At 67.8% G+C, this 23,026-nt stretch carries 31 protein-coding genes and 1 pseudogene; 26 read left to right on the top strand and 6 right to left on the bottom strand.

Annotated elements, in window-relative coordinates:
* Positions 1–86 precede the first annotated feature (86 nt).
* The 12 genes from Tchl_RS01995 (at position 87) to Tchl_RS01935 (ending at position 5,724) form a co-directional block, all read left to right on the top strand.
* The gene (locus tag Tchl_RS01995; RefSeq protein WP_075146912.1) at positions 87–359 is read left to right on the top strand and encodes a BrnT family toxin; all 273 of its coding nucleotides are present in this window, start codon (positions 87–89) and stop codon (positions 357–359) included.
* The gene (locus Tchl_RS01990; protein ID WP_075146911.1) at positions 319–588 is read left to right on the top strand and encodes a BrnA antitoxin family protein; all 270 of its coding nucleotides are present in this window, start codon (positions 319–321) and stop codon (positions 586–588) included. Before Tchl_RS01995 ends, Tchl_RS01990 begins: the two co-directional genes overlap by 41 nt.
* Positions 589–857: 269 nt before the next feature.
* Positions 858–1,079 (top strand): hypothetical protein, encoded by a 222-nt coding sequence (locus Tchl_RS17545; RefSeq protein WP_083945106.1) that lies wholly within the window; start codon positions 858–860, stop codon positions 1,077–1,079.
* Entirely contained in the window at positions 1,033–1,431 is a 399-nt protein-coding gene (locus Tchl_RS01985) for a hypothetical protein (RefSeq protein ID WP_075146910.1), read from the top strand. The genes Tchl_RS17545 and Tchl_RS01985 overlap by 47 nt, the downstream gene beginning before the upstream one ends.
* A 509-nt stretch (positions 1,432–1,940) precedes the next feature.
* Positions 1,941–2,231 (top strand): helix-turn-helix domain-containing protein, encoded by a 291-nt coding sequence (locus Tchl_RS01975; protein ID WP_075146909.1) that lies wholly within the window; start codon positions 1,941–1,943, stop codon positions 2,229–2,231.
* A 97-nt stretch (positions 2,232–2,328) separates the two neighbouring features.
* Positions 2,329–2,586 (top strand): CCDC90 family protein, encoded by a 258-nt coding sequence (locus Tchl_RS01970; protein WP_075146908.1) that lies wholly within the window; start codon positions 2,329–2,331, stop codon positions 2,584–2,586.
* A 385-nt stretch (positions 2,587–2,971) separates the two neighbouring features.
* Positions 2,972–3,286: a type II toxin-antitoxin system RelE/ParE family toxin gene (locus tag Tchl_RS01965; RefSeq protein WP_075146907.1), complete on the top strand. Its 315-nt coding sequence runs from the start codon at positions 2,972–2,974 to the stop codon at positions 3,284–3,286.
* A 4-nt stretch (positions 3,287–3,290) separates the two neighbouring features.
* Positions 3,291–3,614, top strand: a complete 324-nt coding sequence (locus Tchl_RS01960; protein ID WP_075146906.1) for a helix-turn-helix domain-containing protein — start codon at positions 3,291–3,293, stop codon at positions 3,612–3,614.
* A gap of 325 nt (positions 3,615–3,939) precedes the next feature.
* Positions 3,940–4,164, top strand: coding sequence for an AbrB/MazE/SpoVT family DNA-binding domain-containing protein (locus tag Tchl_RS01955; RefSeq protein ID WP_075146905.1), 225 nt, complete (start codon positions 3,940–3,942; stop codon positions 4,162–4,164).
* Positions 4,161–4,586 (top strand): putative toxin-antitoxin system toxin component, PIN family, encoded by a 426-nt coding sequence (locus tag Tchl_RS01950; RefSeq protein WP_198158979.1) that lies wholly within the window; start codon positions 4,161–4,163, stop codon positions 4,584–4,586. The genes Tchl_RS01955 and Tchl_RS01950 overlap by 4 nt, the downstream gene beginning before the upstream one ends.
* A gap of 249 nt (positions 4,587–4,835) precedes the next feature.
* The gene (locus Tchl_RS01940; RefSeq protein ID WP_146060819.1) at positions 4,836–5,192 is read left to right on the top strand and encodes a HigA family addiction module antitoxin; all 357 of its coding nucleotides are present in this window, start codon (positions 4,836–4,838) and stop codon (positions 5,190–5,192) included.
* A 277-nt stretch (positions 5,193–5,469) separates the two neighbouring features.
* A complete protein-coding gene (locus Tchl_RS01935; protein ID WP_198158978.1) occupies positions 5,470–5,724 on the top strand; it encodes a FitA-like ribbon-helix-helix domain-containing protein in 255 nt (84 codons plus the stop codon).
* 45 nt (positions 5,725–5,769) lie between these two features.
* Here the strand turns inward: Tchl_RS01935 and tnpC are convergent, their stop codons facing one another.
* The 3 genes from tnpC to tnpA are packed head-to-tail and all read right to left on the bottom strand — an operon-like array spanning position 5,770 to position 8,086.
* A complete protein-coding gene (gene tnpC, locus Tchl_RS01930; RefSeq protein WP_075146702.1) occupies positions 5,770–7,386 on the bottom strand; it encodes an IS66 family transposase in 1,617 nt (538 codons plus the stop codon).
* Between the two features lie 29 nt (positions 7,387–7,415).
* The gene (gene tnpB / locus Tchl_RS01925) at positions 7,416–7,775 is read right to left on the bottom strand and encodes an IS66 family insertion sequence element accessory protein TnpB (protein ID WP_083945075.1); all 360 of its coding nucleotides are present in this window, start codon (positions 7,773–7,775) and stop codon (positions 7,416–7,418) included.
* On the bottom strand, positions 7,775–8,086 hold the full coding sequence (gene tnpA, locus Tchl_RS01920) for an IS66 family insertion sequence element accessory protein TnpA (protein WP_075146703.1): 312 nt from the start codon (positions 8,084–8,086) through the stop codon (positions 7,775–7,777). The genes tnpB and tnpA overlap by 1 nt, the downstream gene beginning before the upstream one ends.
* A gap of 102 nt (positions 8,087–8,188) precedes the next feature.
* Here tnpA and Tchl_RS01915 point away from each other — a divergent pair.
* Positions 8,189–8,584: pseudogene (locus Tchl_RS01915) on the top strand (PIN domain-containing protein); the annotation flags it as partial.
* A 285-nt stretch (positions 8,585–8,869) separates the two neighbouring features.
* Here Tchl_RS01915 and Tchl_RS01910 read toward each other — a convergent pair.
* A complete protein-coding gene (locus tag Tchl_RS01910) occupies positions 8,870–9,271 on the bottom strand; it encodes a PIN domain-containing protein (protein ID WP_075146901.1) in 402 nt (133 codons plus the stop codon).
* Positions 9,272–9,277: 6 nt separating this feature from the next.
* Positions 9,278–9,508: a type II toxin-antitoxin system Phd/YefM family antitoxin gene (locus Tchl_RS01905; protein WP_075146900.1), complete on the bottom strand. Its 231-nt coding sequence runs from the start codon at positions 9,506–9,508 to the stop codon at positions 9,278–9,280.
* 312 nt (positions 9,509–9,820) lie between these two features.
* Here Tchl_RS01905 and Tchl_RS01900 point away from each other — a divergent pair, with 312 nt between their 5' ends.
* Together Tchl_RS01900 and Tchl_RS01895 are read left to right on the top strand one after the other, a co-directional pair.
* The gene (locus tag Tchl_RS01900; RefSeq protein ID WP_075146899.1) at positions 9,821–11,815 is read left to right on the top strand and encodes a methyl-accepting chemotaxis protein; all 1,995 of its coding nucleotides are present in this window, start codon (positions 9,821–9,823) and stop codon (positions 11,813–11,815) included.
* A 60-nt stretch (positions 11,816–11,875) separates the two neighbouring features.
* Complete coding sequence (locus Tchl_RS01895; RefSeq protein ID WP_075146898.1) at positions 11,876–12,238, top strand: flagellar protein FlaG; 363 nt, start codon at positions 11,876–11,878, stop codon at positions 12,236–12,238.
* A gap of 84 nt (positions 12,239–12,322) precedes the next feature.
* Here the strand turns inward: Tchl_RS01895 and fliE are convergent, their stop codons facing one another.
* Complete coding sequence (fliE, locus tag Tchl_RS01890; protein ID WP_075146897.1) at positions 12,323–12,646, bottom strand: flagellar hook-basal body complex protein FliE; 324 nt, start codon at positions 12,644–12,646, stop codon at positions 12,323–12,325.
* A 213-nt stretch (positions 12,647–12,859) separates the two neighbouring features.
* On the opposite strand from fliE, the gene fliF reads away from it, so the two are divergent.
* From fliF to fliP, 11 genes are all read left to right on the top strand, one after another.
* Positions 12,860–14,530: a flagellar basal-body MS-ring/collar protein FliF gene (fliF, locus tag Tchl_RS01885; protein ID WP_075146896.1), complete on the top strand. Its 1,671-nt coding sequence runs from the start codon at positions 12,860–12,862 to the stop codon at positions 14,528–14,530.
* Positions 14,523–15,536, top strand: a complete 1,014-nt coding sequence (gene fliG / locus Tchl_RS01880) for a flagellar motor switch protein FliG (RefSeq protein ID WP_075146895.1) — start codon at positions 14,523–14,525, stop codon at positions 15,534–15,536. The genes fliF and fliG overlap by 8 nt, the downstream gene beginning before the upstream one ends.
* Entirely contained in the window at positions 15,529–16,290 is a 762-nt protein-coding gene (gene fliH / locus Tchl_RS01875) for a flagellar assembly protein FliH (protein ID WP_075146894.1), read from the top strand. Before fliG ends, fliH begins: the two co-directional genes overlap by 8 nt.
* Positions 16,283–17,698 (top strand): flagellar protein export ATPase FliI, encoded by a 1,416-nt coding sequence (fliI, locus tag Tchl_RS01870; RefSeq protein WP_075146893.1) that lies wholly within the window; start codon positions 16,283–16,285, stop codon positions 17,696–17,698. The genes fliH and fliI overlap by 8 nt, the downstream gene beginning before the upstream one ends.
* Complete coding sequence (gene fliJ, locus Tchl_RS01865; RefSeq protein WP_075146892.1) at positions 17,695–18,153, top strand: flagellar export protein FliJ; 459 nt, start codon at positions 17,695–17,697, stop codon at positions 18,151–18,153. The genes fliI and fliJ overlap by 4 nt, the downstream gene beginning before the upstream one ends.
* Positions 18,154–18,471: 318 nt before the next feature.
* Positions 18,472–19,749: a flagellar hook-length control protein FliK gene (locus Tchl_RS01860; protein ID WP_075146891.1), complete on the top strand. Its 1,278-nt coding sequence runs from the start codon at positions 18,472–18,474 to the stop codon at positions 19,747–19,749.
* Between the two features lie 126 nt (positions 19,750–19,875).
* The gene (gene fliL, locus Tchl_RS01855) at positions 19,876–20,349 is read left to right on the top strand and encodes a flagellar basal body-associated protein FliL (protein WP_075146890.1); all 474 of its coding nucleotides are present in this window, start codon (positions 19,876–19,878) and stop codon (positions 20,347–20,349) included.
* 15 nt (positions 20,350–20,364) lie between these two features.
* On the top strand, positions 20,365–21,399 hold the full coding sequence (gene fliM, locus Tchl_RS01850) for a flagellar motor switch protein FliM (RefSeq protein WP_075146889.1): 1,035 nt from the start codon (positions 20,365–20,367) through the stop codon (positions 21,397–21,399).
* Positions 21,396–21,896, top strand: a complete 501-nt coding sequence (fliN, locus tag Tchl_RS01845; protein ID WP_075146888.1) for a flagellar motor switch protein FliN — start codon at positions 21,396–21,398, stop codon at positions 21,894–21,896. The genes fliM and fliN overlap by 4 nt, the downstream gene beginning before the upstream one ends.
* Positions 21,893–22,285 (top strand): flagellar biosynthetic protein FliO, encoded by a 393-nt coding sequence (gene fliO / locus Tchl_RS01840; protein ID WP_075146887.1) that lies wholly within the window; start codon positions 21,893–21,895, stop codon positions 22,283–22,285. The genes fliN and fliO overlap by 4 nt, the downstream gene beginning before the upstream one ends.
* A complete protein-coding gene (gene fliP / locus Tchl_RS01835) occupies positions 22,282–23,025 on the top strand; it encodes a flagellar type III secretion system pore protein FliP (protein ID WP_075146886.1) in 744 nt (247 codons plus the stop codon). The genes fliO and fliP overlap by 4 nt, the downstream gene beginning before the upstream one ends.
* The last annotated feature ends 1 nt before the right edge of the window (position 23,026 follow it).

Genomic DNA, 23,026 nt, shown 5'->3' with positions numbered 1-23,026 from the left:
CCGCGAAGAGAGGCGCGGCTGTGCGCCAAGGGTGTAGTTACAAAAATCACTTGATCCTCTTTTTTGTTGTAACTACAATAATTCGTATGGAAATCGAGTTCGACTCTGACAAGCGCGACAAAACCCTGACCGAGCGGGGCATGGATTTCGCCCGAGCCGGCGAGGTGTTCGCAGGCAGGCACTTCACCGCCGAGGACACCCGCGAGGATTACAGCGAGCCGCGCCACATCACCGTCGGCAAGCTGGATGGCCGGATGGTGGTCATGGTCTGGACGCCCCGCGGCGAAGCCCGCCGCATCATCAGCATGAGGAAAGCCAATGAACGCGAACAAGCGCGCTACGCACACCGACTGGATTGACCCGGACGATGCGCCGGAGTTGACCGACGAGTTCTTCGAGCAGGCAGACGAGTATGTCGGCGACAAGCGGGTCCGCCGGGGCCGCCCGAAAGCTGGCAGCCCTAAGCTGGCCCTGACGGTCCGGTACGATGCCGAGGTCGTGGAAGCCTTCAGGGCCACCGGCAAGGGCTGGCAGACGCGCATGAACGCCGCCCTGAAGGACTGGCTCAAGACGCACTCCCCGGCGTAAGCCGTCGGCCTCATCAACCGGAAGTTCGGAAGAAGCAGGAAAGGGGTCGGACCCCTGTTTCAAGACCCCTGTTTCACCCCTGAGTCGTAGGGGCGACCCGCCGGGTCGCCCCTGCCGCCTTGCGCTGGCATGGCTGTGGATGCAAGCTCGTACCGCAGTGGGTGCGGGACGGAAGCCGGCACAAGACATTCGCCGCCGAACGATGCTACAGTTGTGTCGTCAGATTCAAAGCCGCCACCAGTGCGGCTTTTGCATGACTGGAGGTAAACATGAACCACCTGATGAACTGGATTGATGGCTTCGCCAGCGTCATCGAAAGCTACCTCTTTACAGGCCGCCGTTACGTTCGGCCCCGCAAGGGGAAAGGCTTCAAGGACGACAGAATGCGCTTGCGCGGCGACGTTCGACGCATAAGCATCGACATCAAGGCGAGCACCGCAGCATATGGCAACAAAGGCAGTTCAGGCGAAGGCTACAAATCGCAACGGTGACCAACTGACGGTGCAATCGCATGAGTCTGATGCTCTGCTGCTGCCTGTTGAACAGTTGGAGCGCCTTCACCACTTTCGCCCCGATCTGGTTGATTTCGTCATCGAGCAAACCAGAACCGAAGCCGAGCACCGCAGGCGGCAGGACGTGATCGTCAACCGATTCATTTTTGTCGAGCGCGTGATCGGGCAGCTTTCGGCCATTGTCGTGGCCTCGCTCGGCATCGCCGGCGGCATTTATGCCGGGCTCAACGGCCAGCCTTGGCTGGGCGGCACGATCGCAACTGTCACGATCGGCACCCTGGGGGTCGCATTCCTGGGCCGCAGATCGAAGGCCCCGCCCGACACCAAATAAGGGAAGTGGGAAAGGGGTCGCCCCCCTATTCACCTGGGTCGTGAGGGCGGTGTCAGCCATGCGGTGATACGCCAACTAGCGGTTTGAACTTCCGCCAGCCCCCGACCAAGAGGGTGGGCGGAGCCGAGCGGGTTGGTCGACCGGTAGTCGGCACCGGCAGGGCTTGCGCCCTCCCGCCCGGCCCGCCCATAACAGCAACACCGAGCACGCACAAAAAAGCCGCGAAGAGAGGCGCGGCTGTGCGCCGACGTTTCCGGGCGACCAAGCCCGCACGCTGCTTGTTTGCCAGCGATGGCGGAAAGGTACTTCACCGCCGAGGACACCCGCGAGGATTACAGCGAGCCGCGCCACATCACCGTCGGCAAGCTGGATGGCCGGATGGTGGTCATGGTCTGGACGCCCCGCGGCGAAGCCCCCTGTTTCTCTCGCCTATGCCAAAAATGTGGCGGCCGACCTGACCAAGGACCAGCTACGGCGGCTGGCCGATGTAATCGACGCGGAGGTGAGCCATGGACGATAAGCAATTCGACGCGCTGCTGGAGAGCGTTCGCGACATAGGGCGCCACATGCGTGGCGAAACGGTCGCGGGAGTGAAGGTGCACGAGTTTCCGGAACCCGACGTCAAGGCCATCCGGGAACGTACCGGCCTGAGCCAGACCCGTTTCGCCTACCTGATCGGGGTCAAGCCCAAGACCCTGCAGAACAGGGAACAGCACCGGGTTCGCCCGGCAGGGCCAGCCCGCGCTCTGTTGAGGATCGTCGAGGCCAATCCCGGCGCCCTGTCAGTGCTACATACCTGACGGCTACCCATTCCGGGAGGGAAAAGGGGTCAGGCCCCTATTCCTCCCAAGGAGGTGGCAGCTTGACCCGCCCCCGATCCCAGCCTATCTTCGCCCCATGAGCACCGTCACCTTCGACACCCTCGAATTCACGCGCAAACTGCGCGACGCAGGCTTCGACGAGAAGCAGGCGGAGACCGTCGTGCGCGTGCTCGCCGAGTCGCAAGAAAAGCTGGTCACGCGCGAGCACTTCGACTTTCGCATGGACGTACTCGGCAAGGACATGCAGGCCCAGGAGTTGCGCCTGACCATCAAGCTCGGCGGCCTGATCGCCGCCGGCGTCGGCATCGTCGCGGCCATCCTCAAGCTGGGCTGAAACACCGCCTCTCGGTAGTGAAGCGTGGCGTGTGCTAGCGTCTTTAGTTGCCGACCATTCGGGCCGCGCTCCCCCCTGTGCCAAGGGCGACCATGAAGCACGTTCGCCGTTTAGCCCGCGCGACACAAGCCCCTTCCAGACCGCCGGCGTGACCGTTATCAACCCATGGGAGGCTGCATAGGGGCCACGAACAGAATCACCGAAGCCCGAGAAGGGGGAAAGGGGACGGCCCCCTATTTCACCTGGGACGTAGGGGCAATTCGCCGGGTCGCCCCTACAGCCATGGCCGTCGATCCGGGAGCCCTTCTCGACGCCAGGCGCAGCAGTTTCCATGGCGTGAGTTGAGTTGAAAAAATGCCAGTTTTGGCACAAAATCAGTCAAACGATGAAGCCCAACTACAAACCTCCTTTCAGTCGCTTCGTGAAGAAGGCGCACAAGCCGTTGCAGCTTGCGATTGAGGACGCCGTCGAGGCGATTTGTGAGGCCCCCGAAATCGGCGAACTCAAGGTTGAGGATCTGGCCGGGGTGTGGATCTACAAATTCAAGTTCAACCGGCAGGAATACCTGGTTGCCTACCGCCCTCCCGGCGCAGAGGCTGGAGATCAACCGCTTGCGCTTCTCATTATCGATTTTTACCAAGTAGGATCGCATGAGAATTTCTACGACGAGCTCAAGCGGTACTTGCGCGCGGAGGGATAGAACGATGGCATTCACAGCAACAGCTGAAGAACTCTTCCATGACCTCAAACGCATGCCTGCGGCCGAGCGGCAGAGGTTCTTCGTTCTCCTGTCGACCCATGCCTTCCGTGGCGAAGATCTGAGCCACGAGGAGTTGTTCGGCCATCTTTCTGGCGACGAGTTCACCGCCGAGGAGGCGGTCGAGTACCTGGAGGTCTCGATGTCGACCTTCCGTCGCCATGTTGCAAGCGGAAAGCTTCAGCCCAGCGTAACGGTTGGCCGCAGTCAGCTCTTTGCCGTGGCCGACCTCAAGCGCTTCAAAAAAGCGCTGAAGCTGGCTAAAGGCTGATATCGCTGCAGCCATAGGCGTGACGCCCGCGGAAGGGAAAAAGAGGCCAGATCCCTACTTCCTGCAGCCTGTTGATCTACGGGATTCCACCACAATCAGAGCATGCACACCTCTGCCCCCCTATTCACCTGGGTCGTGGGGGCGAGCCGGTGGTTCGTCAGGGCGACCCGCCGGGTCGCCCCTACAGCCATGACCGTCGATCCGGGAGCCCTTCTCGACGCCAGGCACAGCAGTTGCCATGGCGTGAGTTGAGTTGAAATCGGCGTCCATTTGCAAGAATCGGACTAGAATTGAATTCCTTACTTCATTACTTTCCGAGATCGCCATGCTGGCCAAGCGCACGAGCAAGAACCAGATCACCCTGCCCAAGGCCATCGTCCAGACCGTTGGCGAGGCCGACTACTATGACGTCGCAGTTGAGGACGGCAAGATCGTGCTGACGCCGGTGCGTCTGCAGCAAGCCGATGCGGTACGGGCAAAGCTGGAAGAACTGGGCATCACCCAGGACGATGTGGGTGACGCCATCGCCTGGGCCAGAAAGCGCGCATGAGCGTTCCGCGCGTTGTTCTCGACACCAACTGCCTGGTCTCCGCACTGATCTTCTCGCGGGGCCGCTTCACCTGGTTGAGAGAGGCGTGGCAGGCCAAGCGCTTCGTCGCCCTGGCCAGCCGCGACACCGTCAGCGAACTGCTGCGGGTGCTGAGCTACCCGAAGTTCAAGCTCCGCCGCGAAGAACAGGAATGCCTTCTGGCCGAATTCCTCCCCTACGTCGAAACCGTGAAGGTGGACGCCGCACCGCAAGGCCTGCCCTGCGTGCATGATGCGGACGACATCGCCTTCCTGGCGCTCGCCGCCGCTGCCTGCGCCGATGCCTTGGTCAGCGGCGATGGCGACATTCAGGCGGTGAGATCACAGTTTCACATCCCGATCCTCACGGTAGCGGAATTCAGCGACTGGCTGCAGCAGCATTGATCTGAAGCAGAAAAGGAGGCTGCCCCCTGTTTCACCTGGGTCTTGGGGGCAATTCGCCCGGACGTAGGGGCGACCCGCCGGGTCGCCCACCGCCTTGCGCTGGCATGACGGAAAAAAGGGGTCAGACCCCTATTTCTCTACGAGGGCGGGGGGCGCAAAATCTTGCGCGGCGTGCGCGGGAACGCAGGGGCGACCCGGCGGGTCGCCCCTACCGCGCCCGGGTCGGTTTGGGTGAACGGCAACTGGCGGATGACCTTCACCTTCGAGGGCGAAAACGCCGTTTTGGTCGATTACCAGGATGATCACCAGGAGCGCACGATGAGCAGGATGCACAACCCGCCCCACCCCGGCGAAGTGCTGCGGGAATGGCTGCCCGAGGACATGACCGTGACGCAGGCCGCCAAGGCGCTGCAAATCTCCCGCGTGATGCTTTCCAAGGTGCTGAACGCACGCGCCGGCGTCACCGCCAGCATGGCGCTACGCCTGGCTGCATGGCTGGGCACGTCGCCCGAACTATGGCTGGGGATGCAGACGCAGTTCGACCTGTGGCAGGCCGAGCAGCAGCCCGCACCCGCGATCCAGCCGCTGGAGCGCAGGGCTGCTTGACCCGCCCCTGACCCCCGCCTACCTTCGCTCCATGAGCACCGTCACCTTCGACACCTTCGACTTCACGCGCAAACTGCGCGACGCAGGCTTCGACGAGTAAGGAGAGAAAGGGGTCAGACCCCTGTTTCAGGGACGTAGGGGCGACCCGCCGGGTCGCCCCTACCGCGCCCGGGTCGGTTTAGGTGCACGGTGGAAAGGGGCGCGGATGCTGGCGATTGCGTCATTGATTTCAATCCACTAGATTGCAATCACCTACATCATGAAGAGATTTTGAAAGATGCGATCCGTTACCGTCCGAAATGTGCCCGATGAAGTGCATCGCGCCATCCGTGTGCGGGCCGCCCAACACGGCCGCAGCATCGAAGCGGAGATGCGCGACATTCTGGAATCCGCTGTGAAGCCGCAAGGCCGGGTCAAGCTCGGTTCGATGCTGGCCGAGATCGGCCGCAAGCTGAAGCTGACCGAAGAAGAGTTCGCCATCTTCGAGAGCGTGCGAGACCAAACCCCGGCCCGGGCGGCAAGTTTCGAATGATCCTGCTCGACACCAACGTAAGCGGTAACTGCCCGGCGTCCTTGCCTACTTCGAGATTTCGAAGAGATCGGATCGCAGCGGATTGGCCGCGAAGTGTTGCTTCCACAGCCTTGGGGTGAGCTGCGCCACGTTGGCGGCCGGATGCTGGCCGATGCGCTGGAGCACATCGACCAGGTACGTATAGGGGTCGATGTCGTGCAGGCGGCAGGTGGCGATCAGACTCTGCGCGATGCCCACGTACTTTGCCCCGACCTCGGTCCAGCAGAAGAGCCAGTTGCGACGGCCCATCGGCACCACGCGTAGCGCCCGCTCCAGATGGTTGGTGTCGATCGGCACCTCGGGATCGGAGAGGTACACCTCGAGGGCGGCCCGGCGCTCGCGCACGTACGCCATGGCGGTGGTGAGCGGTGAGCTGGGCAACAGGCCCTGGGATTCGAACTGGGCGTCGACCCAGGCGAAGAACTGCTGGAGCACGGGCTTGGCCTGCGCGAGCCGATGCGCGCGGCGTGCCTCACCGACGAGCCTGGCCTCGCGGATGTGCTTCTCCACCGCGTACAGTTTTCCGATCATCTCCAGCGCCTGGCCCGCACGCTCGGGCTCGAGCGCCTGCGCATCGAAGAACTTCCTCCTCGAGTGCGCCCAGCATTGCGCGTGCGTGAGCCCGCATTTTTCCGCGTAGCGTTCGTAGGCCGCATAGCCATCGGTAAGCAGCACCGCCCCCTCGGGCGGCGGGTCGGTGCCCAGGGTCTGCGCAATGTGCTTGCCACTGCGCCCCTCGTGATAGGCGAAGCAGATTTCGTCACGCTCGCCATAGACCGGCCAGAAGTAGCCGCCCTTCATCTTGCCCGGGCCGGCCCGGCCGGCCTTGATCGGGGTCTCGTCCATCGCCTTGATGCGGCTCGCGCGGATCGAGTCGAGTTGGGCCGTAAAGATGGGTTCGAGCAGCGACAGCGCCCCGTGAGTGAGCTGCGTGAGCCACGGGCGCGAAACCTTGATGCCGTTGTCCCCGAGCCGCTGGTGCTGGCGGTACAGCGGCTGGTGGTAGCAGAACTTGTCGGTGATGAGCCCGGCGACGAAGCTCACATCGGCGCGGCTGCCGCGAATCACCCCCTCGGGTGCCGCCGGGCAGGAAATCGCCTGGGTGTCGAGGCGCTTGATCACCGGACGCACATACTTGAGGATCACGTAGCTGCCCGGGCGCTGTGCCAGGCGGTGACTGACCTTCTCGCCGATCACCTCGAACTGGTCGGCGGTGAGCCCGTCGATTTCCGGGTTCGCCACGGCGATGGTCTCGACCGGCACGCGGGCTTCGTCGAAGAACAGCGCCGATGCGTCGCCCGCCGCGTAATCGGTGGTGCGGGCCCGGCGGGTGTGGGCGGCGATGTCCTTGGCAGGGGGCGGCGGCGAGGATTCGGGCACCGGCAACTCGCCCAGGTTCATCTGATGCGGGCTCGCATCGACGATGCGCTTCTCGCTCTTCGCCCCGAAGAGCTGGCGCCGGAACCACTCGATCTGATGCTTCATCGCCTGGAACTCGAGCTGCAGGGCATCGAGTTGGCGGGCGGCGGCCGCGTTCGCCTGGGCCAGTGCGACGATTTGCTCGGGCGCCCAGCGGGCGGCCTCGGCGGGCGTCGGAACGGTCAGCGAAACGGGCGTCGTCATGGCCGGAATTTTACCGTAAAACCCAGCATTCATGCGGGCTTGGCGGCCACTTCCGGGAGCTTGAAACGGCGCTTGAAGCGCGCCGGCTCGATGCCTTCGAGCAACAGCTTCAGCCCGGTCCAGTCCATCTGGCGAGTGAGCACCCGCGACCAGTCGGACACGAACCGTCCCTGCTCGAGGCGCTTGGCCCACACGCAAAAGCCGCTGCGATCCCAGTACAGCACCTTCATCTGCGTGCCGCGCCGGTTGATGAACACGAACAGCTCGCCCGACAGCGGATCGCACCCAAGTGCGTGGCGGGTGAGCGCGTACAGCCCATCGAAGGACTTGCGCATGTCAACCGGGCGGCCATAGACATGCACCCGCACCGCCCCTTCGGGGAAGAACATCAGCCGCGCACCAGATGCAGCACGACACCGCCACCCAGATCGAGCTTGAGCTCGAGCCGGCCTGCACCGCCGCCAACGTCGACCAGGCCCGCATCGACAAAGCCCGCACGAGCGCACGCATCGCCGCGATCGGCGACGCTCGACGCCTCACCGGCCAGCAGGCCGCGCCAGCGCTCGAAACTCGACTTGCTCAAGCCCTCGCTGTCGCAGAACTGCCGGATGCTCAGACCGCTTGCCGCAAAGCGATCGAACACCGCCCGCCATTCCTCGTGGCCGCGTCGCCGCCATTTGCTCCTCACCGTCGATGCCATCACTGCCAATCCCGTCGTCGTTGAACATGGCGAGAATTATTCAACGATCGCTACGCCGCGAGAAGGACGCCGCTCAGTTACCGGTTACACACCAACGTCGTTTCGGAGCCGCTGCGACCAGTACCCGAGGCCCGCGTCATCGAATGGATCGACGCGCAACCGCTGGAAACACTTTACCTGTCCGCACTGACCGTGGCCGAGCTGCGCGCCGGCGCGGCGTTGCTGCCGGCGGGAAAGCGCCGGAACAGCCTGCATGAGTACCTGGAGAAGCGCGTGCTGCCCATGTTCGTCGGGCGTGTGCTGCCGTTCGACCTGGCTTGCACGAACGCCTATGCCGAATTGCTCGCGACCGTGCGCAACTCGGGCAGCGGGATCGAGACTGCCGACGCCTGCATTGCGGCGGTCGCCGTGGCCAACGGGTTTATCGTTGCCACACGCGACACAAGCCCCTTCCAGGCCGCCGGCGTGACCGTTATCAACCCGTGGGAGGCTGCATAGGGGCCACGAACAGAATCACCGAAGCCCGAGAAGGGGGAAAGGGATCGGACCCCTGTTTCACCTGTGTCGTGGGGGCGACCCGCCGGGTCGCCCCCACCGCGCCCGCCCGAGGAACAGGCCGCAAAAAAGTTCTTCGCGCGATTGGGGGAAGGAGTGGTTGACGGTTCGGAGCTTGGTAGATTGGCAGTCGCCAGACAAACAGTCGGCATCGTCGTGGCCATACTCAAACTCGGCTGAAGCGTCTCCTCTCGGTAGTGAAGCGTGGGCGTGTGCTAGCTCATCCCCTCACTGAGCCAGCCAGTTCTCCACCACCAGGCCCGGAACGCGGCTGAACTCCTTCACGTTATCGGTGACCAGCACTGCACCCAGTGCAAGTGCCTGTGCCGCAATCCAGAGATCATTGCCACCGATCGGCGTACCTTGCCGCTCGAGCGCGGCACGGATCCGTGCATAGTGGGCGCTCGTCGCGGCATCCACCCCCGGCACCGCAAGCCCCGCAACCACCTGCTCCAGCCGTGCACGGTTACGCTCGACCTGTTCGCTCTTCTCCACACCGGTCTGGAGTTCGCCCAGCACGATGGGCGAAAGAGCGACAGCGGAGGCCGGCAAGGACTCGAGCCGCGCGCGAACCGTTGGGTGGGCCTTCAGCGCGGCGATGAAGATGTTGGTATCGAGCAGGTGGATCATGCGGACTCAATCCCACCCGGCGACCGGCTCGGCCAGCGCATCGGCCGGCGCCGCCAGATCGAGCCCGCCATCCTGCCAGCAGGGCCGAAATACATCCGCCGCCGAACGCGGCGTATCCGGCACCAGACGAGCGACGACTCGCCCACGCCGGGTGATCGCCACCTCCTCGCCACTCTCCACTGCCGCCAACAGCGCAGAAAACTGGCTCTTGGCCTCGACAACCGCAACGGTACGCATGACATCGCTCCAGGTGACCATGTGGATAGATAATAGCGCAGCCAGCGCCAGCGGATGCAGGCTTGAGCTCCCGCAAGCGGAAAAGGGCCAGCCCCTATTTCACGCCGGGACGTAGGGGCGACCCGGCGGGTCGCCCCTACCGCGCCCGCCTGAGGAACAGGGCAGAGACGCGCGGGCCGAAGCCCCTGCAGACATTGCAGTTTTTTGACGCCTTCGCCCTAAAGTTCGGCGCCCGGTTTCCGATAGATCACGAACAGCCTCGTCCGGCCCAGGCCGCACGCGGCGCGTTTTGCCACGGAGACCCCGATCGCCATGAACACGCTGCTGCACCGCCTCCCCCTCGTGTACAAGTTTGTCCTCGCCCTCGTGCTGCCCTTGCTGGCGACGGCGTATTTCGGCCTCGCCGGCATCCTCGAGCGGATGGACGCGATGCGCGCGGCCACCGGCCCGCAGGCCACCACCGCGCTCGCCCAGCAGGCCACCGCCCTGCTCCACGAACTGCAGCGCGAGCGCGGCTACTCCTCGGGGCACGTCGTCACCCAGGACGGCCGCATCCGCCCCAAGCTCGACGCCCAGCGCGTGCTGGTGGACAAGCAGCGCGAACAGTTCACCGTGTTCGTCAATCAGGCCGACCCCAACCTCATCGGTAGCGCACTGCTCGAGCAGGCACGCGCGCTGCTGCCCCATTTCGCCGAAACGGTGGGGATGCGCAACGAGATCAACGAGCGCAAGATCAACTCGTACGACGTCGTCCGCCGCTATACCGAACTCATCAGCCAGCTGATCGAACTGATCGACGCCGCCACCGGCTTCGGCAGCAGCGACGCCGGCGTGCGCACGCCGGCGGTCTATAACGTCCTGCTCCGCCTGAAGGAAACCGCCGGTATCGAACGCGCGGTGATCACCGCCGCGCTCAACGCCGACACCATCCACGCCGAAGTCTTCGAACGCCTGGCGGCGCTCTCGGCCGACGAGCGCACCTACTACAAGATGGTCGAGCTGGTCGGCGAACCCGCGGTGCGCGACCGGCTGGCCGAAGCCTATTCCAGCGGCGAGCTGCAGCGCCGGATCAGCGAGATCCGCGACGCCGTCACCCTCCACGGCGACGTGAAGAAGATCGACCCCTTCGAGTGGTTCGACCTCAAGTCGCGCCAGATCGGCCTGGTCAAGGAAATCGAGGACGAAATGACCAACGCCCTCATCGCCCGCGCCGGCGGACTATATGCCGAAGCGCGCGCGGCGCTGATCAGCTACCTGGCGGTGGTCCTCCTCTCGGCCGTGCTCGCCAGCATCGCCACGATCCTGATCGCGCGCAGCATCCTGAGTCCGCTCGCGCGCACCCTGCGCGTGCTCGGCAGCGACCAGAACAACCTCACCCGCCGCCTCGACGTGCCCGGCAGCGACGAATTCTCGCGCCTCAACCGCAGCTTCAACGACTCGCTCGCCAGCACCGAGCAGCTCGTCTCCAGCATCCGCCGCACCGCCCAGTCGGTGGGCATCGCCAGCCGCGAGATCGCCCAGGGCAACGACGACCTCGCCAACCGCACCGAGCAGCAATCCACCGCCCTGGTCGAGATCGCCTCCAGCCTGGAACAGATCACCGCCACCGTGCGCAACACCGCCGACCATGCGCGCAGCGCGCAGACGGTGTCGTCCGAGGTCGCCGCCCAGGCCGACGAGGCCACCCGGGTATCGACCGCGGCGCGCGCCGCGATGCAGCGCATCCACGAGGCCAACCAGCGCGTGACCTCGATCGTCACCGCGATCGACAGCATCGCCTTCCAGACCAACCTGCTCGCGCTCAACGCCTCGGTCGAGGCCGCCCGCGCCGGCGAGCACGGCCGCGGCTTCGCGGTGGTCGCCGCGGAAGTGCGCAAGCTCTCCAGCCGCAGCGCCAACGAAGCCGAGCAGATCCGCAACCTCGTCGCCGACAACGTCGCCAGCATCGGCGAAGGGCAGAAGCTGGTCGCCACCACCGGCGAGACGCTCGAAGCGATCGCCCTCCGGGTCAAGCAGATGGCGACCCAGATCGCGGAAATCTCGACCGCCGCCGACGAACAGTCCGCCGGCATCGGCCAGATCAACCAGGCGGTGTCGCAGCTCGAACAGATGATCCAGCAGAACGCCGCGCTGGTCGAAGAGACCGCCGCCGCCAGCCAGTCGCTCGACGATCAGGTCGCCGACATGAGCGACGAGATCGACCGCTTCAAGGTTTCCGACGAGATCACCGCCCACCGGTCCGGCGCTGCGGGCACCGAAACCTACCCCTCGGGGCAGAAGCTGCTGCTTTCCGGGGCCGCGGCCTGAGCCCGGCCGCCCGGCCCGCCACCGCCGTGATTCGATGATCCGCCGCCAGGACCCACGACCATGACTTCACCGCTGATCGATGCCGGCGCCGCCCCCGCGGGGCCCGCCCTTTACGACCTCACCCCGCGCCAGCGCCTGGAACAGGTGATGTCGCGCCTGCCGCCGGCCACCAGCGTGCTGTCCGAAGACGGCGCCGCCGCACCCAGCCGCGGCGAGCTGGTCGAACCGCTGAAGCGGATCAACGAGGTGATGCGCGGCTACGGCCTGGAGTTCAGCCTCGACGAGGACTCCGGGCGCTGGATCACCCGCGTCGTCGACCGCGAATCGGGCGAACTGCTGCGCCAGATTCCCGCCGAAGAAGTCCTCGCCATCGCCCGTCGCCTCGACCAGGGCCAGGGCCTGATCCTGCGCTCCAGCGCCTGAGCCCCCACCGGCCCCCGGGCCGATGAAAAACGCCGACGCCCGTTTCCGGATGCGTCGGCGGATCGACCGCAGGCGCGCTGCCGCCTACACCTGCATGTTCATGATGTCGCGGTAGGCCGAGACCAGGCGGTTGCGCACCTGCACCCCCATCTGGAATGCGAGGCTGGCTTTTTGCATGTCGACCATCAGGTCGTCGAGCTCGACCCCGGGGGCGCCGGACTGGAAAGCGAGCCCTTTCGCCCCGGCCTGCTGCTGCAGGCGGTTGATGCGATCGATCGAGGCCGCCAGTTCGTCGGCAAAGCCGCCCGCGCCGACGCTGGTGTGCACCGAGGCGGCTTTGGTTCCGCCCGCGGCCTGGGCGGCGAGCGTTTGCAGGGTCTGCAGGGAAGACTGGATCGGGGAGGACATGGGGCGAGTCTAGCAACGCGGCGGCGCCGGCGATGAGCGCAATTGGCACCGAAAAACCGGGCTGTTCCGCTCTTCCGTCCGGGCAGCGGCGATGATAATGGGCGGTCATCCGAATTCCGCCCTGCGCCCGCCGCGACCGGCACCCGAACATGCAAACAAGGTATCCGATCAACCCGCCCCGCCTCCAGCGCACGACCATGTCCGGGTCTGCTCATGAGTGACCCGGCCGCAAGCGCCCGCAGCGCAGGCGTGGCACAGGCGCTCGGCTCGCTGCGCGCCCACCCCATGCTGACCTTCGCCATCGCCGCTGCCGCGGTGGTGGCGGTGGTCGCGGTATTGCTGATGTGGGCCGGGCGCCCCGAATACCGGGTGCTGTTCAGCAACCTCGGCGAAGCCGACGGCGGGCGCATCATCGCCGCGCTCGACCAGCGCGGCGTGCCCTACCGCTTCAGCGAAGGCGGCCAGGCCCTGCTGGTGCCGGCCGCCGAAGTCCACGTGCTGCGCCTGCAGCTGGCCGAACAGGGGCTGCCGCGCGGCGGCAACGTCGGCCTCGAGGTGATGGACCAGCAGCGCTTCGGCGCCAGCCAGTTCGCCGAGCAGATCAGTTTCCAGCGCGGCCTCGAAGGCGAGCTGTCGCGCTCGATCGCGGCGATGAGCCCGGTGGCCAGCGCCCGCGTGCACCTGGCGCTGGCGCGCAACTCGGTGTTCGTGCGCGAGCGCGAGCCGGCGAAAGCCTCGGTGGTGGTCGGCCTGCACGCCGGACGCAGCCTCAGCGACGGCCAGGTGCGCGCGATCGTGCACCTGGTGTCGAGCAGCGTGCCCGAGCTGGCGACCGAGAACGTCACCGTGGTCGGCGACGACGGCCGCCTGCTGAGCACGCCGGCCGCGGGCGCGCGCGACGTGGACAACACCCAGCTCGATTTCGTCGCCGAGATCGAGCGCTCCTTCCAGCATCGCATCGAGAACATCCTCGCGCCGCTGTTCGGTGCCGCCAACGTGCGCGCCCAGGTCGTCGCCGAGATCGATTTCTCGCGGCGCGAAGAAACCTCCGAACGCTACGGCCCGAACCAGGCGCCGAACGATGCCGCGGTGCGCAGCCGCCAGTCCACCCTCGATTACGGCGCCCGCGAAGACCTCACCGGCGGGGTGCCGGGCGCGCTCAGCAACATTCCGCCCGCCACCCCGCCGTCGCCGATCGACGCCCCGGCCGAGGCCGCCGCCGAAGCCGGGCTCGCCCGCGACCCCGAACGGCTGCGGCGCGACGAGGTAGTCAATTTCGAAGTCGACCGCGCCGTCGCCCACGTCCAGTACCCGCGCGGCCAGCTGCGCCGGATCTCGGCGGCGGTGGTGGTCAATCACCGCGGCGAGACGGACGACAACGGCGCCCTGCGCAGCGTCGCGCTGAGCGCCGAGGAACTGGCCCAGGTCGACCGCCTGGTGCGCCAGGCGATCGGCTTTTCGGCGGCGCGCGGCGACCAGGTCGAAGTGGTCAACAGCCCGTTCATGCGCGCCGAGGATGAAACCATCGCCCTCACCTGGTGGCAGTCGCCGTCCTTCGACAGCCTGATCCTGCCGCTGGTCCGCTACGGCCTCGCGGCGCTCGCCGCCCTGCTGCTCTACCTGCTGATCCTGCGCCCGCTGCTGCGGCGCATGGCCCCGCCCGTCCCGCCGGTGCAGGTAGCCGCGGCAGCGGGCGCTGAAAGCGAGGCCGCCGCGGAAGCGGCGAAAGCGGAAGAAGAGGAGGACGTGGTCTACGAGCCGTCCAAGCGCAAGCGCCGGACTTCGGCCTACGAGGCCCACCTCAGCAGCCTGCAGGAAATGGCCCAGGACGATCCCCGCCTGATCGCGATGATCGTGCGCAACTGGATGAATTCAAGTGAGTAACCCGTCGCCCAGCCTGTCGATCCCCGGCCTGCGCCGCAGCGCGATCCTGCTGCTGGCGCTCGACGAGGACGTCGCCGCCGAAGTCTTCAAGTTCCTGTCCGCCACCGAGATCCAGCGCGTAACCAAGGAAATGGCCGCGCTCGAGCAGGTCTCGCACGAAGAAATGCGCGCCGTGCTGGCCAGCTTCCACGCCGAGACCGAGGAATTCACCGCGCTCAACCTGAACTCCAGCGACCGCATCCGCTCGGTGCTGGTGAAGGCGCTCGGCAGCGAGCGCGCCACCAGCCTGATCGAGGACATCTTCGAGCAGTCCGAATCGTCCTCGGGCATCGATGCGCTGAACCTGATGGAAGCTTCGGTGGTCGCCGACCTGATCCGCGAGGAGCACCCGCAGGTGATCGCCACCGTGCTGATCCACCTCGAACGCCGCCAGGCGGCGCAGGTGCTGAAGCACTTCCCGGAGAAGCAGCGCAACGACGTGATGCTGCGCGTGGCGACCTTCAGCGGGGTGCAGCCGAGCGCGCTGCAGGAGCTCACCGAGGTGCTCTCCGGCCTGCTCGACGGCCAGAACATCAAGCGCAGCAAGATGGGCGGGGTGCGCACCGCGGCCGAGATCCTGAACCTGATGAGCTCGGCCACCGAGGAATCGGTGATCGAGACCGTGCGCGCCTACAACGAAGGCCTGGCGCAGAAGATCATCGACGAGATGTTCCTGTTCGAGAACCTGCTCGAACTCGACGACCGCGCGATCCAGCTGATCCTCAAGGACATCGACCCGAACGCGCTGTCGGTCGCGCTCAAGGGCTCGCCCACCGAGCTGCTCGACAAGTTCATGCGCAACATGTCGCAGCGCGCCGCCGACCTCCTGCGCGAGGACATCGACGCCCGCGGCCCGGTGCGGCTGTCGCAGGTCGAGGCCGAGCAGAAGACGATCCTGCAGGTGGTGCGCCGCCTCGCCGAGAGCGGCGAGATCGTGCTCGGCGGCGGGGACGACGCCTATGTCTGACAAGCGCGGCAGCGGCTCGGCGGCCTGGCACCGCTGGCAGCTCGACGAGTTCGTCGCGCCGCACGGGCCGGCTTCGGCCCGCCCCCCCGCCGCCGCCCACGACCCCTTGCTCGCGGCACGGCGCGAGCGCGTACGGCGCGATGCCGCCGAAGCCGAGCGCCGCGCCGGCTTCGAGGCCGGGCGCGCAGCGGGGCTGGAACAAGGCCTGGCCGAAGGCCGCGCCCGGGGGCTCGAGCAAGGCCTCGCTGAAGGCCGTGCCCAGGCCCGCGCCGAGGCCGAGGCCGAATTCGACCGGCGCTGCCGGGAGGAGCTCGAGCCCTTGCGCGCCCTCGCCACCGCGTTCGGCGAAGCGCTCGGCGAACTCGACCACCTGGTCGCCGACGAGCTCGCCGAACTCGCCCTCGTCACCGGCCGCCAGCTCGCCTTCGACGCCCTGCGCACCCGTCCCCAGCAGGTGCTCGAAATCGTCCGCCTGCTGCTCCACAGCGAGCCCGCGCCCGCGGGACAGCCGCGCCTGTGGCTCAATCCGCAGGACTGCCGCCTGGTCGAACGCCACCTCGGCAGCGAACTGCAGGCCGCCGGGTGGACGCTGCAGCCCGACGACGCCCTGCAGCGCGGCGACTGCCGCCTCGCCAGCCCCGGCGGCGAACTCGACGCCACCTGGGAAACGCGCTGGAAGGCGGTGAAAGCGCAGCTGCGCCGCCGCCGCGCCGCCAGCGGCGACAGCGACAGCAAGCCCGACGACCATGACTGAATCGCTCGCCACGCCGCCGCCCTCGCCCGCCGCCGCCCACGGCGCGCACTGGCGCGACACCCTGCGCCGCGTGCGCGCCCGCGTCGAACGCTGCCCGCAGGTGCGCCGCAGCGGCCGCGTGGTGCGCGCCACCGGGCTAGTGATCGAAGTCGTCGGCCTGCGCATCGCCCTGGGCAACGCCTGCCGCATCGAGCTGCCCCCCGGCGCCGACGGCAAACCGCGCGCCGCCGCCGCCGAAGTGGTGGGCTTTGCCGGCGAGCGCCTGTTCCTGATGCCGCTCGCCGACACCGTCGGCCTGATGCCCGGCTCCCGCGTGTTTCCGCTCGAAGACGGCAGCGCCGCGCACGATGCGCGCCGCTTTCCGGTCGGCGAGGCGCTGCTCGGGCGGGTCGTCGACGGCAACGGCGAGGCGCTCGACGACGGCCCCGCCTTCGACGGCATCGCCCGCGCACCGCTGTCGGCGCCGCCGCTGAACCCGCTCGCGCGCGCGCCGATCGAAGAACCGATCGACGTCGGCATCCGCGCCATCAACGCCTTGCTCAGCGTCGGCCGCGGCCAGCGCATGGGCCTGTTCGCCGGTTCCGGGGTCGGCAAGTCGGTGCTGCTCGGGATGATGGCGCGCTACACCCGCGCCGATGTCATCGTCGTCGGCCTGATCGGCGAACGCGGCCGCGAAGTGCAGGACTTCATCGACAACATCCTCGGCGAAGAGGGGCGGCGCCGCGCCGTGGTCGTGGCCGCACCGGCCGACACTTCGCCGCTGCAGCGCCTGCAGGGTGCGGCCTATGCGACCCGCATCGCCGAGCATTTTCGCGACGAAGGCCGCGACGTGCTCCTGATCATGGACTCGCTGACGCGCTACGCGATGGCCCAGCGCGAGATCGCCCTCGCCATCGGTGAACCGCCGGCGACCAAGGGCTATCCGCCGTCGGTGTTCGCGAAGCTGCCGGCGCTGGTCGAGCGCGCCGGCAACGGCCGCCGCGGCGCCGGCTCGATCACCGCGTTCTACACCGTACTCACCGAAGGCGACGACCAGCAGGACCCGATCGCCGACTCGGCGCGCGCGATCCTCGACGGCCACATCGTCCTTGCGCGCTCGCTCGCCGAAGCCGGCCACTACCCGGCGATCGACATCGAAGCCTCGATCAGCCGGGTGATGACCGAGATCGTGCCCCCCGCCCATCTCGCCCGCGCACGCCGCTTCAAGCAGCTGTTCTCGCGCTACCGGCGCAACCAGGACCTGATCGGGGTCGGCGCCTACACCCCCGGCCACGACCCCCAGCTCGACGAGGCGGTGGCGCGCTTTCCCACGCTCGAAGCCTTCCTCCAGCAGGGCATCGACGACTGCGCCGCGCTCGAAGGCTCGCACCAGGCGCTCGCCGCGCTGTTCGGAGAACAGGCCGGATGAGCAAGCCATCCACCACCCTCGACACCCTGCTCGAGCTCGCCCGCAGCGCCCGCGACCGCGCCGGTGACACCCTGCGCCAGGAGCGCCGCAGCGCGCAGCAGATCGAGGCGCGCATCGGCGCCCTCGAGCAGTACCGCGAGGAATACCTCGAACGCCTGCAGCAGGCGATGGCGCGCGGCATCGATCCGGTGCTGGTGGACAATTACCGGCGCTTCCTGGCCTCGCTCGACAGCGCCCTCGACGGCGCCCGCAGCGCGCTCGCCGCCCAGCACGAAAAGGTGGAGGGCGAAATCCGCCACTGGCACAATGCCCGCCGCCGGGTCGCCTCCTACGACACCCTGGCAGCCCGGCGCGGACTGCAGCAGTCGGTGCTGGAACAGCGCGCCGAACTCCGCGCCAGCGACGAGCAGGCGGCCGGACGCCTGGCCCGGCGCCAGGCGCAGCGCGGGAGCTGACGCGGTGTACGGCACCTGCCTCGTTTCCGGACTTCAATGCGGACTCGACCCCCGCAGCCACAGCATTTTCCGCCGCCTGCGGGCGAGCGGCCCAGCACGCGGAGCAGGACAACCATGGCGATGATCGATCTTCACATTCTGCTCGGCATGCCCCCCACTCAGGGCGTCAACGGAGTCCCTGCTTCCCTTCTTCCTAGCGGCAGCAGCGGTGACAGCGCGGCACCCGCGACTTTCGCCAGCGCAATGAGCGCAGCGCTCGCCGGCCGCAGCCCGACCCCACCAAGCGCGCCGCCGGCCGCAGCGCCATCCATTCCCTCCATGCCTTCCGTACCGGGCGGCGCCCTCCAGGACGGCCGGGCGGCACTCGCCGCCGCCTTGCAGGCCGCGCTCGGCGCAGTCACGCCCGGAACCGGGGGGGAAACCCGCCTGCCCGCGGCGGAAGATCCGCTGGCGGCCGCTTCCCTCCTTCCGGAAGCGCCCGTGGACGAAAATAGCGACAACGCGACAACCGATCTGTCGCAGCTTTCCGCCGCCCTTCCGGCCGTGCCGCCCCTCCCGTCCGGACACGTTTCCCTGCACCAAGAAGCCACTCCGCTCGCCACGGCGGCAGGCGATAGCTTTCGGCAGGACGCGGCGGGAGCGCTGGCAGCGGCGGCGGCCGCACCGGGACTCCCCGGCGATCCTGCCGCCGCTGTCGCGTCGGCCGACCGCGGCGCAGCCAGCACCACCACGGCGGCGGCGCTGCCCGGCACGACTCCCGCAACCCGCATCACCACGAACCTCGCCGCTGCCCCCGCCGGCGCCGACAGCGCAGCGCCGGGACTACCCGGCACTGCGCCCGTCATCGGCGAAACGGCGGCAGCCCGCACAGCGGCTTCCACCGGCAACGCCCCGGCCGGAGTTGTCCTGCCAGCCGCAGCCCTTGCGACCGCAGCAGCGGACGAATCCGCCTCCCGCACCACCGCGCCTGCCATGGCAACCCCGATAGCGACGGCACCACCGGCCACCGACGCGCCTTCCCAGTCCCTTACCCCGGCCGCCCCCACTGCATTCGGCTCGATCGCAGCCGAAGCGGTGTCGGCTCCCCCGCCGCCCGCCTCCCCGGGTGTCTCCGTCGCTGGCGCGGCCCCTGCAGGCCCGTCCGCGGCACCGGCCAGCGCGACCCTCCACCATCTGCCCGGCAGTGCCCAATGGCCGGCCGAACTCGGCCAGCAGCTGCTGGTGCACGGGCGTGACGGCGCACGCCAGATCGAACTGCGCCTGAGCCCGCCCGAGCTCGGCCCGCTGTCGGTCACCCTGTCGATGACCGAGCGCAGCGCCCAGCTGCAGTTCGTCGCCCACCACGTGCAGGTGCGCGAAGCGCTCGAACAGGCCATCCCGCAGCTGCGCGAAGCGCTCGCCAGCCAGGGCATCACCCTCGGCGAAGCCGGCGTCAGCGACCGCCGCGGCGACCCGCAGGGCAGCGCCGGCTTCACCGCCGGCAACCGCACCGGCGGTGAAGCGTCGGCCGATGACGGCGGCGAAGCCGGCGCCGCGGAGCAAGCCGCGGCCACGGCAGCACTGCTCGCCGCCGGACGGGTCGATATCCATGTGTGAGCGTTCGCCCGCAGCGGCCGGGCAAACCGGGAAGAACGGCGGCTGCAGTGCCCCTGTTCGGGGCATCGTCGCGCGCTCCGGCACGCGATACTGCCGAGTTGATCCAGACATGATCAAGGGAATCCGATGAGTGCAACAAAGCTCGGCTCGAGCAAGATGCTGATGCTCGTGCTGGTCTTGGCGACACTGGCGCTGGCCAGCGCCGGCATGGCCTTGTACGTCCTGATGGGCGCGCGCAGCAGCGAAGCCGCCGTCGTCACCACACCCGAAGCACCGCCGCTGCCGCCGATCTTCGTGCGCATCGAGCCGTTCACGGTGAATCTTCCCGAAGACAACTACGGCCCGCGCCTGCTGTACACCGGCCTCAGCCTCAAAGTCGCCGACGAGCGCAGCCGCCAGACCCTGGTCGAGCACATGCCGCAGGTGCGCAGCCGCCTGTTGATGCTGTTCCCGGGGCGCAAGGCCGCGGAACTGACCGCACCCGGCGGCAAGGAGTCGCTGCTCGCCGAAATGCACGCGGTGCTGCAGGCCCCGTTCTCGACCAGCCATGCCGCACCGGCCATCGAGGATGTGCTGTTTACCGAATTCATCGTGCAGTAAGCCCGGCCGCCCACCATGTCACAGGACGATCTGCTGTCGCAGGAAGAGATCGACGCCCTGCTCAAGGGTGTCAGCGGCGACAACGAGGCCACCCCCAGCCCCGCCGCGACCAGCCTGCGCCGCTACGACCCGGCCACCCAGCACCGCGTGGTGCGCGACCGCCTGCACACGCTCGACATCATCAACGAGCGCTTCGCGCGGCAGTTCCGCATGGGGCTGTTCAACCTCATGCGGCGCACCGTCGACATCACCGTGGATAGCGTCCGCTACCTGAGCTACAGCGAGTTCTCGCGCAACGTGCCGGTACCGGCAAACATCAACATGCTCGCGCTCAAGCCCCTGCGCGGCTCGGCGCTGATGGTGTTTCCGCCCAGCCTGGTGTTCATGGTGGTCGACAACCTGTTCGGCGGCGACGGGCGTTTCCTGGCGAAGTCCGAAGGGCGGGAATTCACCAACACCGAGCAGCGCATCATCCAGCGCATCCTGGCGCTCGCCATCGAGGCCTACGGCGAAGCCTGGAAAGCGGTCTATCCGCTCGAGATCAGCTACCTGCGCTCGGAGATGCAGTCGCGCTTCGCCAACATCACCAACTCGCCCAACGAGATCGTCGTCAACACCGTGTTCAACATCGAGGTCGGCAACCTTTCGAGCAGCTTCAACATCTGCATGCCGTACACGATGATCACGCCGCTGCGCGACCTGCTGACCAACCCGCTCAACGACGCCCGCACCGGCGACGGCAACTGGCGCCAGCGCCTGGCCGGGGAGCTGCGCCACTCGCAGGTGGAAGTGGTCGCCGAATTCGCCACCCTGTCGAGCCACATCGCCCAGGTGCTGGGGCTGAAGGCCGGCGACGTGCTGCCGCTCGAGCTCCCCGAAACCATCATCGCCAAGGTCGACGGCGTGCCGGTGATGGAATGTGAATACGGCCGCCAGCGCGACCAGCGCGCGCTGCGCGTGCGCCGCCTGATCGACCATGTGCCCGACGGCCCGCAGGCCGGCCCGCTGGCCGGCCTTGCCGCATCGAAACCCAAGGAAAGCCAAGCATGACTGAGCCCGATCCCTCCCAACCGGACCCCAACGACGACTGGGCCGCCGCCCTCGCCGAGCAGGAACAGGGCCCGGCCGCCACCGACGACGATCCGTGGGCGGCGGCGCTCGCCGAGCAGCAAGGCACGGTCGAGCCCGCCGCCGCCGCCCCCGCAGCGGCAGCGAACGCGCGCAGCGCCGGCGACGACGTGTTCCGCCCGCTCGCCCAGGGCGGCACCGGCGCCACCCAGGCACGCGATCTCGAGATGATCCTCGACATCCCGGTGCATCTGACGGTCGAGCTGGGCCGCGCCCGGATCACGATCAAGCAGCTGCTCGAGCTCGCCCAGGGTTCGGTGGTCGAGCTCGAAGGCCTCGCCGGCGAGCCGATGGACATCCTGATCAACGGCTACCTGATCGCCCAGGGTGAAGTGGTGGTGATCGAGGACCGCTACGGCATCCGCATCACCGAGATCATCACTCCTTCCGAGCGCGTGCAGAAACTCAACCAGCGATGAGCGCCAGCCCCGCCGCGTCCGCCGCGCTCGAGGCCGGCGCCGCCGACTCGCTATTCGGCCTGGCGCTGTTCGGCCGCAGCGCCGCGGCGCTGGCCCTCGTGCTCGTGCTGATCTTCGCCTGCGCCGCGCTGCTGCGCCGCTTCGGCCCCGCACGGGTAGCCGGCGCCGGCTGCCGCCTGCGCCGCGTCGGCACGCTGGCGCTGGGCGGGCGCGAGCGCGTCGAGGTGGTGGAGGTGGAGGGGCGCTGGCTGGTGCTGGGCGTGGGCGCGGGCGGGGTGCGCCTGCTCGAGCGCATCGAGCCCGCGCCGACGGCACCGGCGGCGCCGGCGCGGAGCTTCGCCACCGAGCTGCGCGCGCGCATCGGCACGCCCCCGCCGGAGGCGCGGTGAAGCGCTTCGCCGCCGGCGGGCTGCTGGCGCTGGCCCTACTCCTGCCCTTGCCGCTGTTCGCCCAGCAGCTGCCCGGCCTCGTCAGCCAGCCGTTGAGCGGCGGCGCCCAGCAGTGGTCGATTCCGCTGCAGACCCTGCTGTTGCTGTCGAGCCTGGCCTTCCTCCCCGCGCTGGTGCTGATGATGACCGGCTTCACCCGCATCGTCATCGTGCTCAGCCTGCTGCGCATGGCGATCGGTACCCAGTCGGCGCCGCCGAACCAGGTCCTGCTCGGGCTGGCGCTGTTCCTCACCCTGTTCGTGATGTCGCCGGTGCTGGCCCAGGTCTACGACAGCGCCTGGCAGCCGCTGGCCGCGGGCACGATCGACTTCGGCGAGTTCCTGCGCATCGCCCAGGGGCCGTTCCGCGAGTTCATGATGGGGCAGACCCGCGAGCCCGACCTCGCGCTGTTCGCCCGCCTCGCCGGCACCGGGCCGATGCAGGGGCCGGAGGATGTGCCGTTGCAGGTGATGGTGCCGGCGTTCGTGACCAGTGAGCTGAAGACCGCGTTCCAGATCGGGTTCACGGTCTTCCTGCCGTTCCTGATCATCGACCTGGTGGTGGCGAGCGTGCTGATGTCGCTGGGCATGATGATGGTGCCGCCGGCGACGATCTCGCTGCCGTTCAAGCTCATGCTGTTCGTGCTGGTCGACGGCTGGCAGCTCATCATCGGCTCGCTGGCGGCGAGCTTCCAGGTCTGAA

This window comes from Thauera chlorobenzoica, assembly GCF_001922305.1.
Classification (GTDB): Bacteria; Pseudomonadota; Gammaproteobacteria; order Burkholderiales; family Rhodocyclaceae; genus Thauera; species Thauera chlorobenzoica.
The sequence above is the reverse complement of the archived record's forward strand: the minus strand, read 5'-3'. Positions and strand labels throughout refer to the sequence as shown.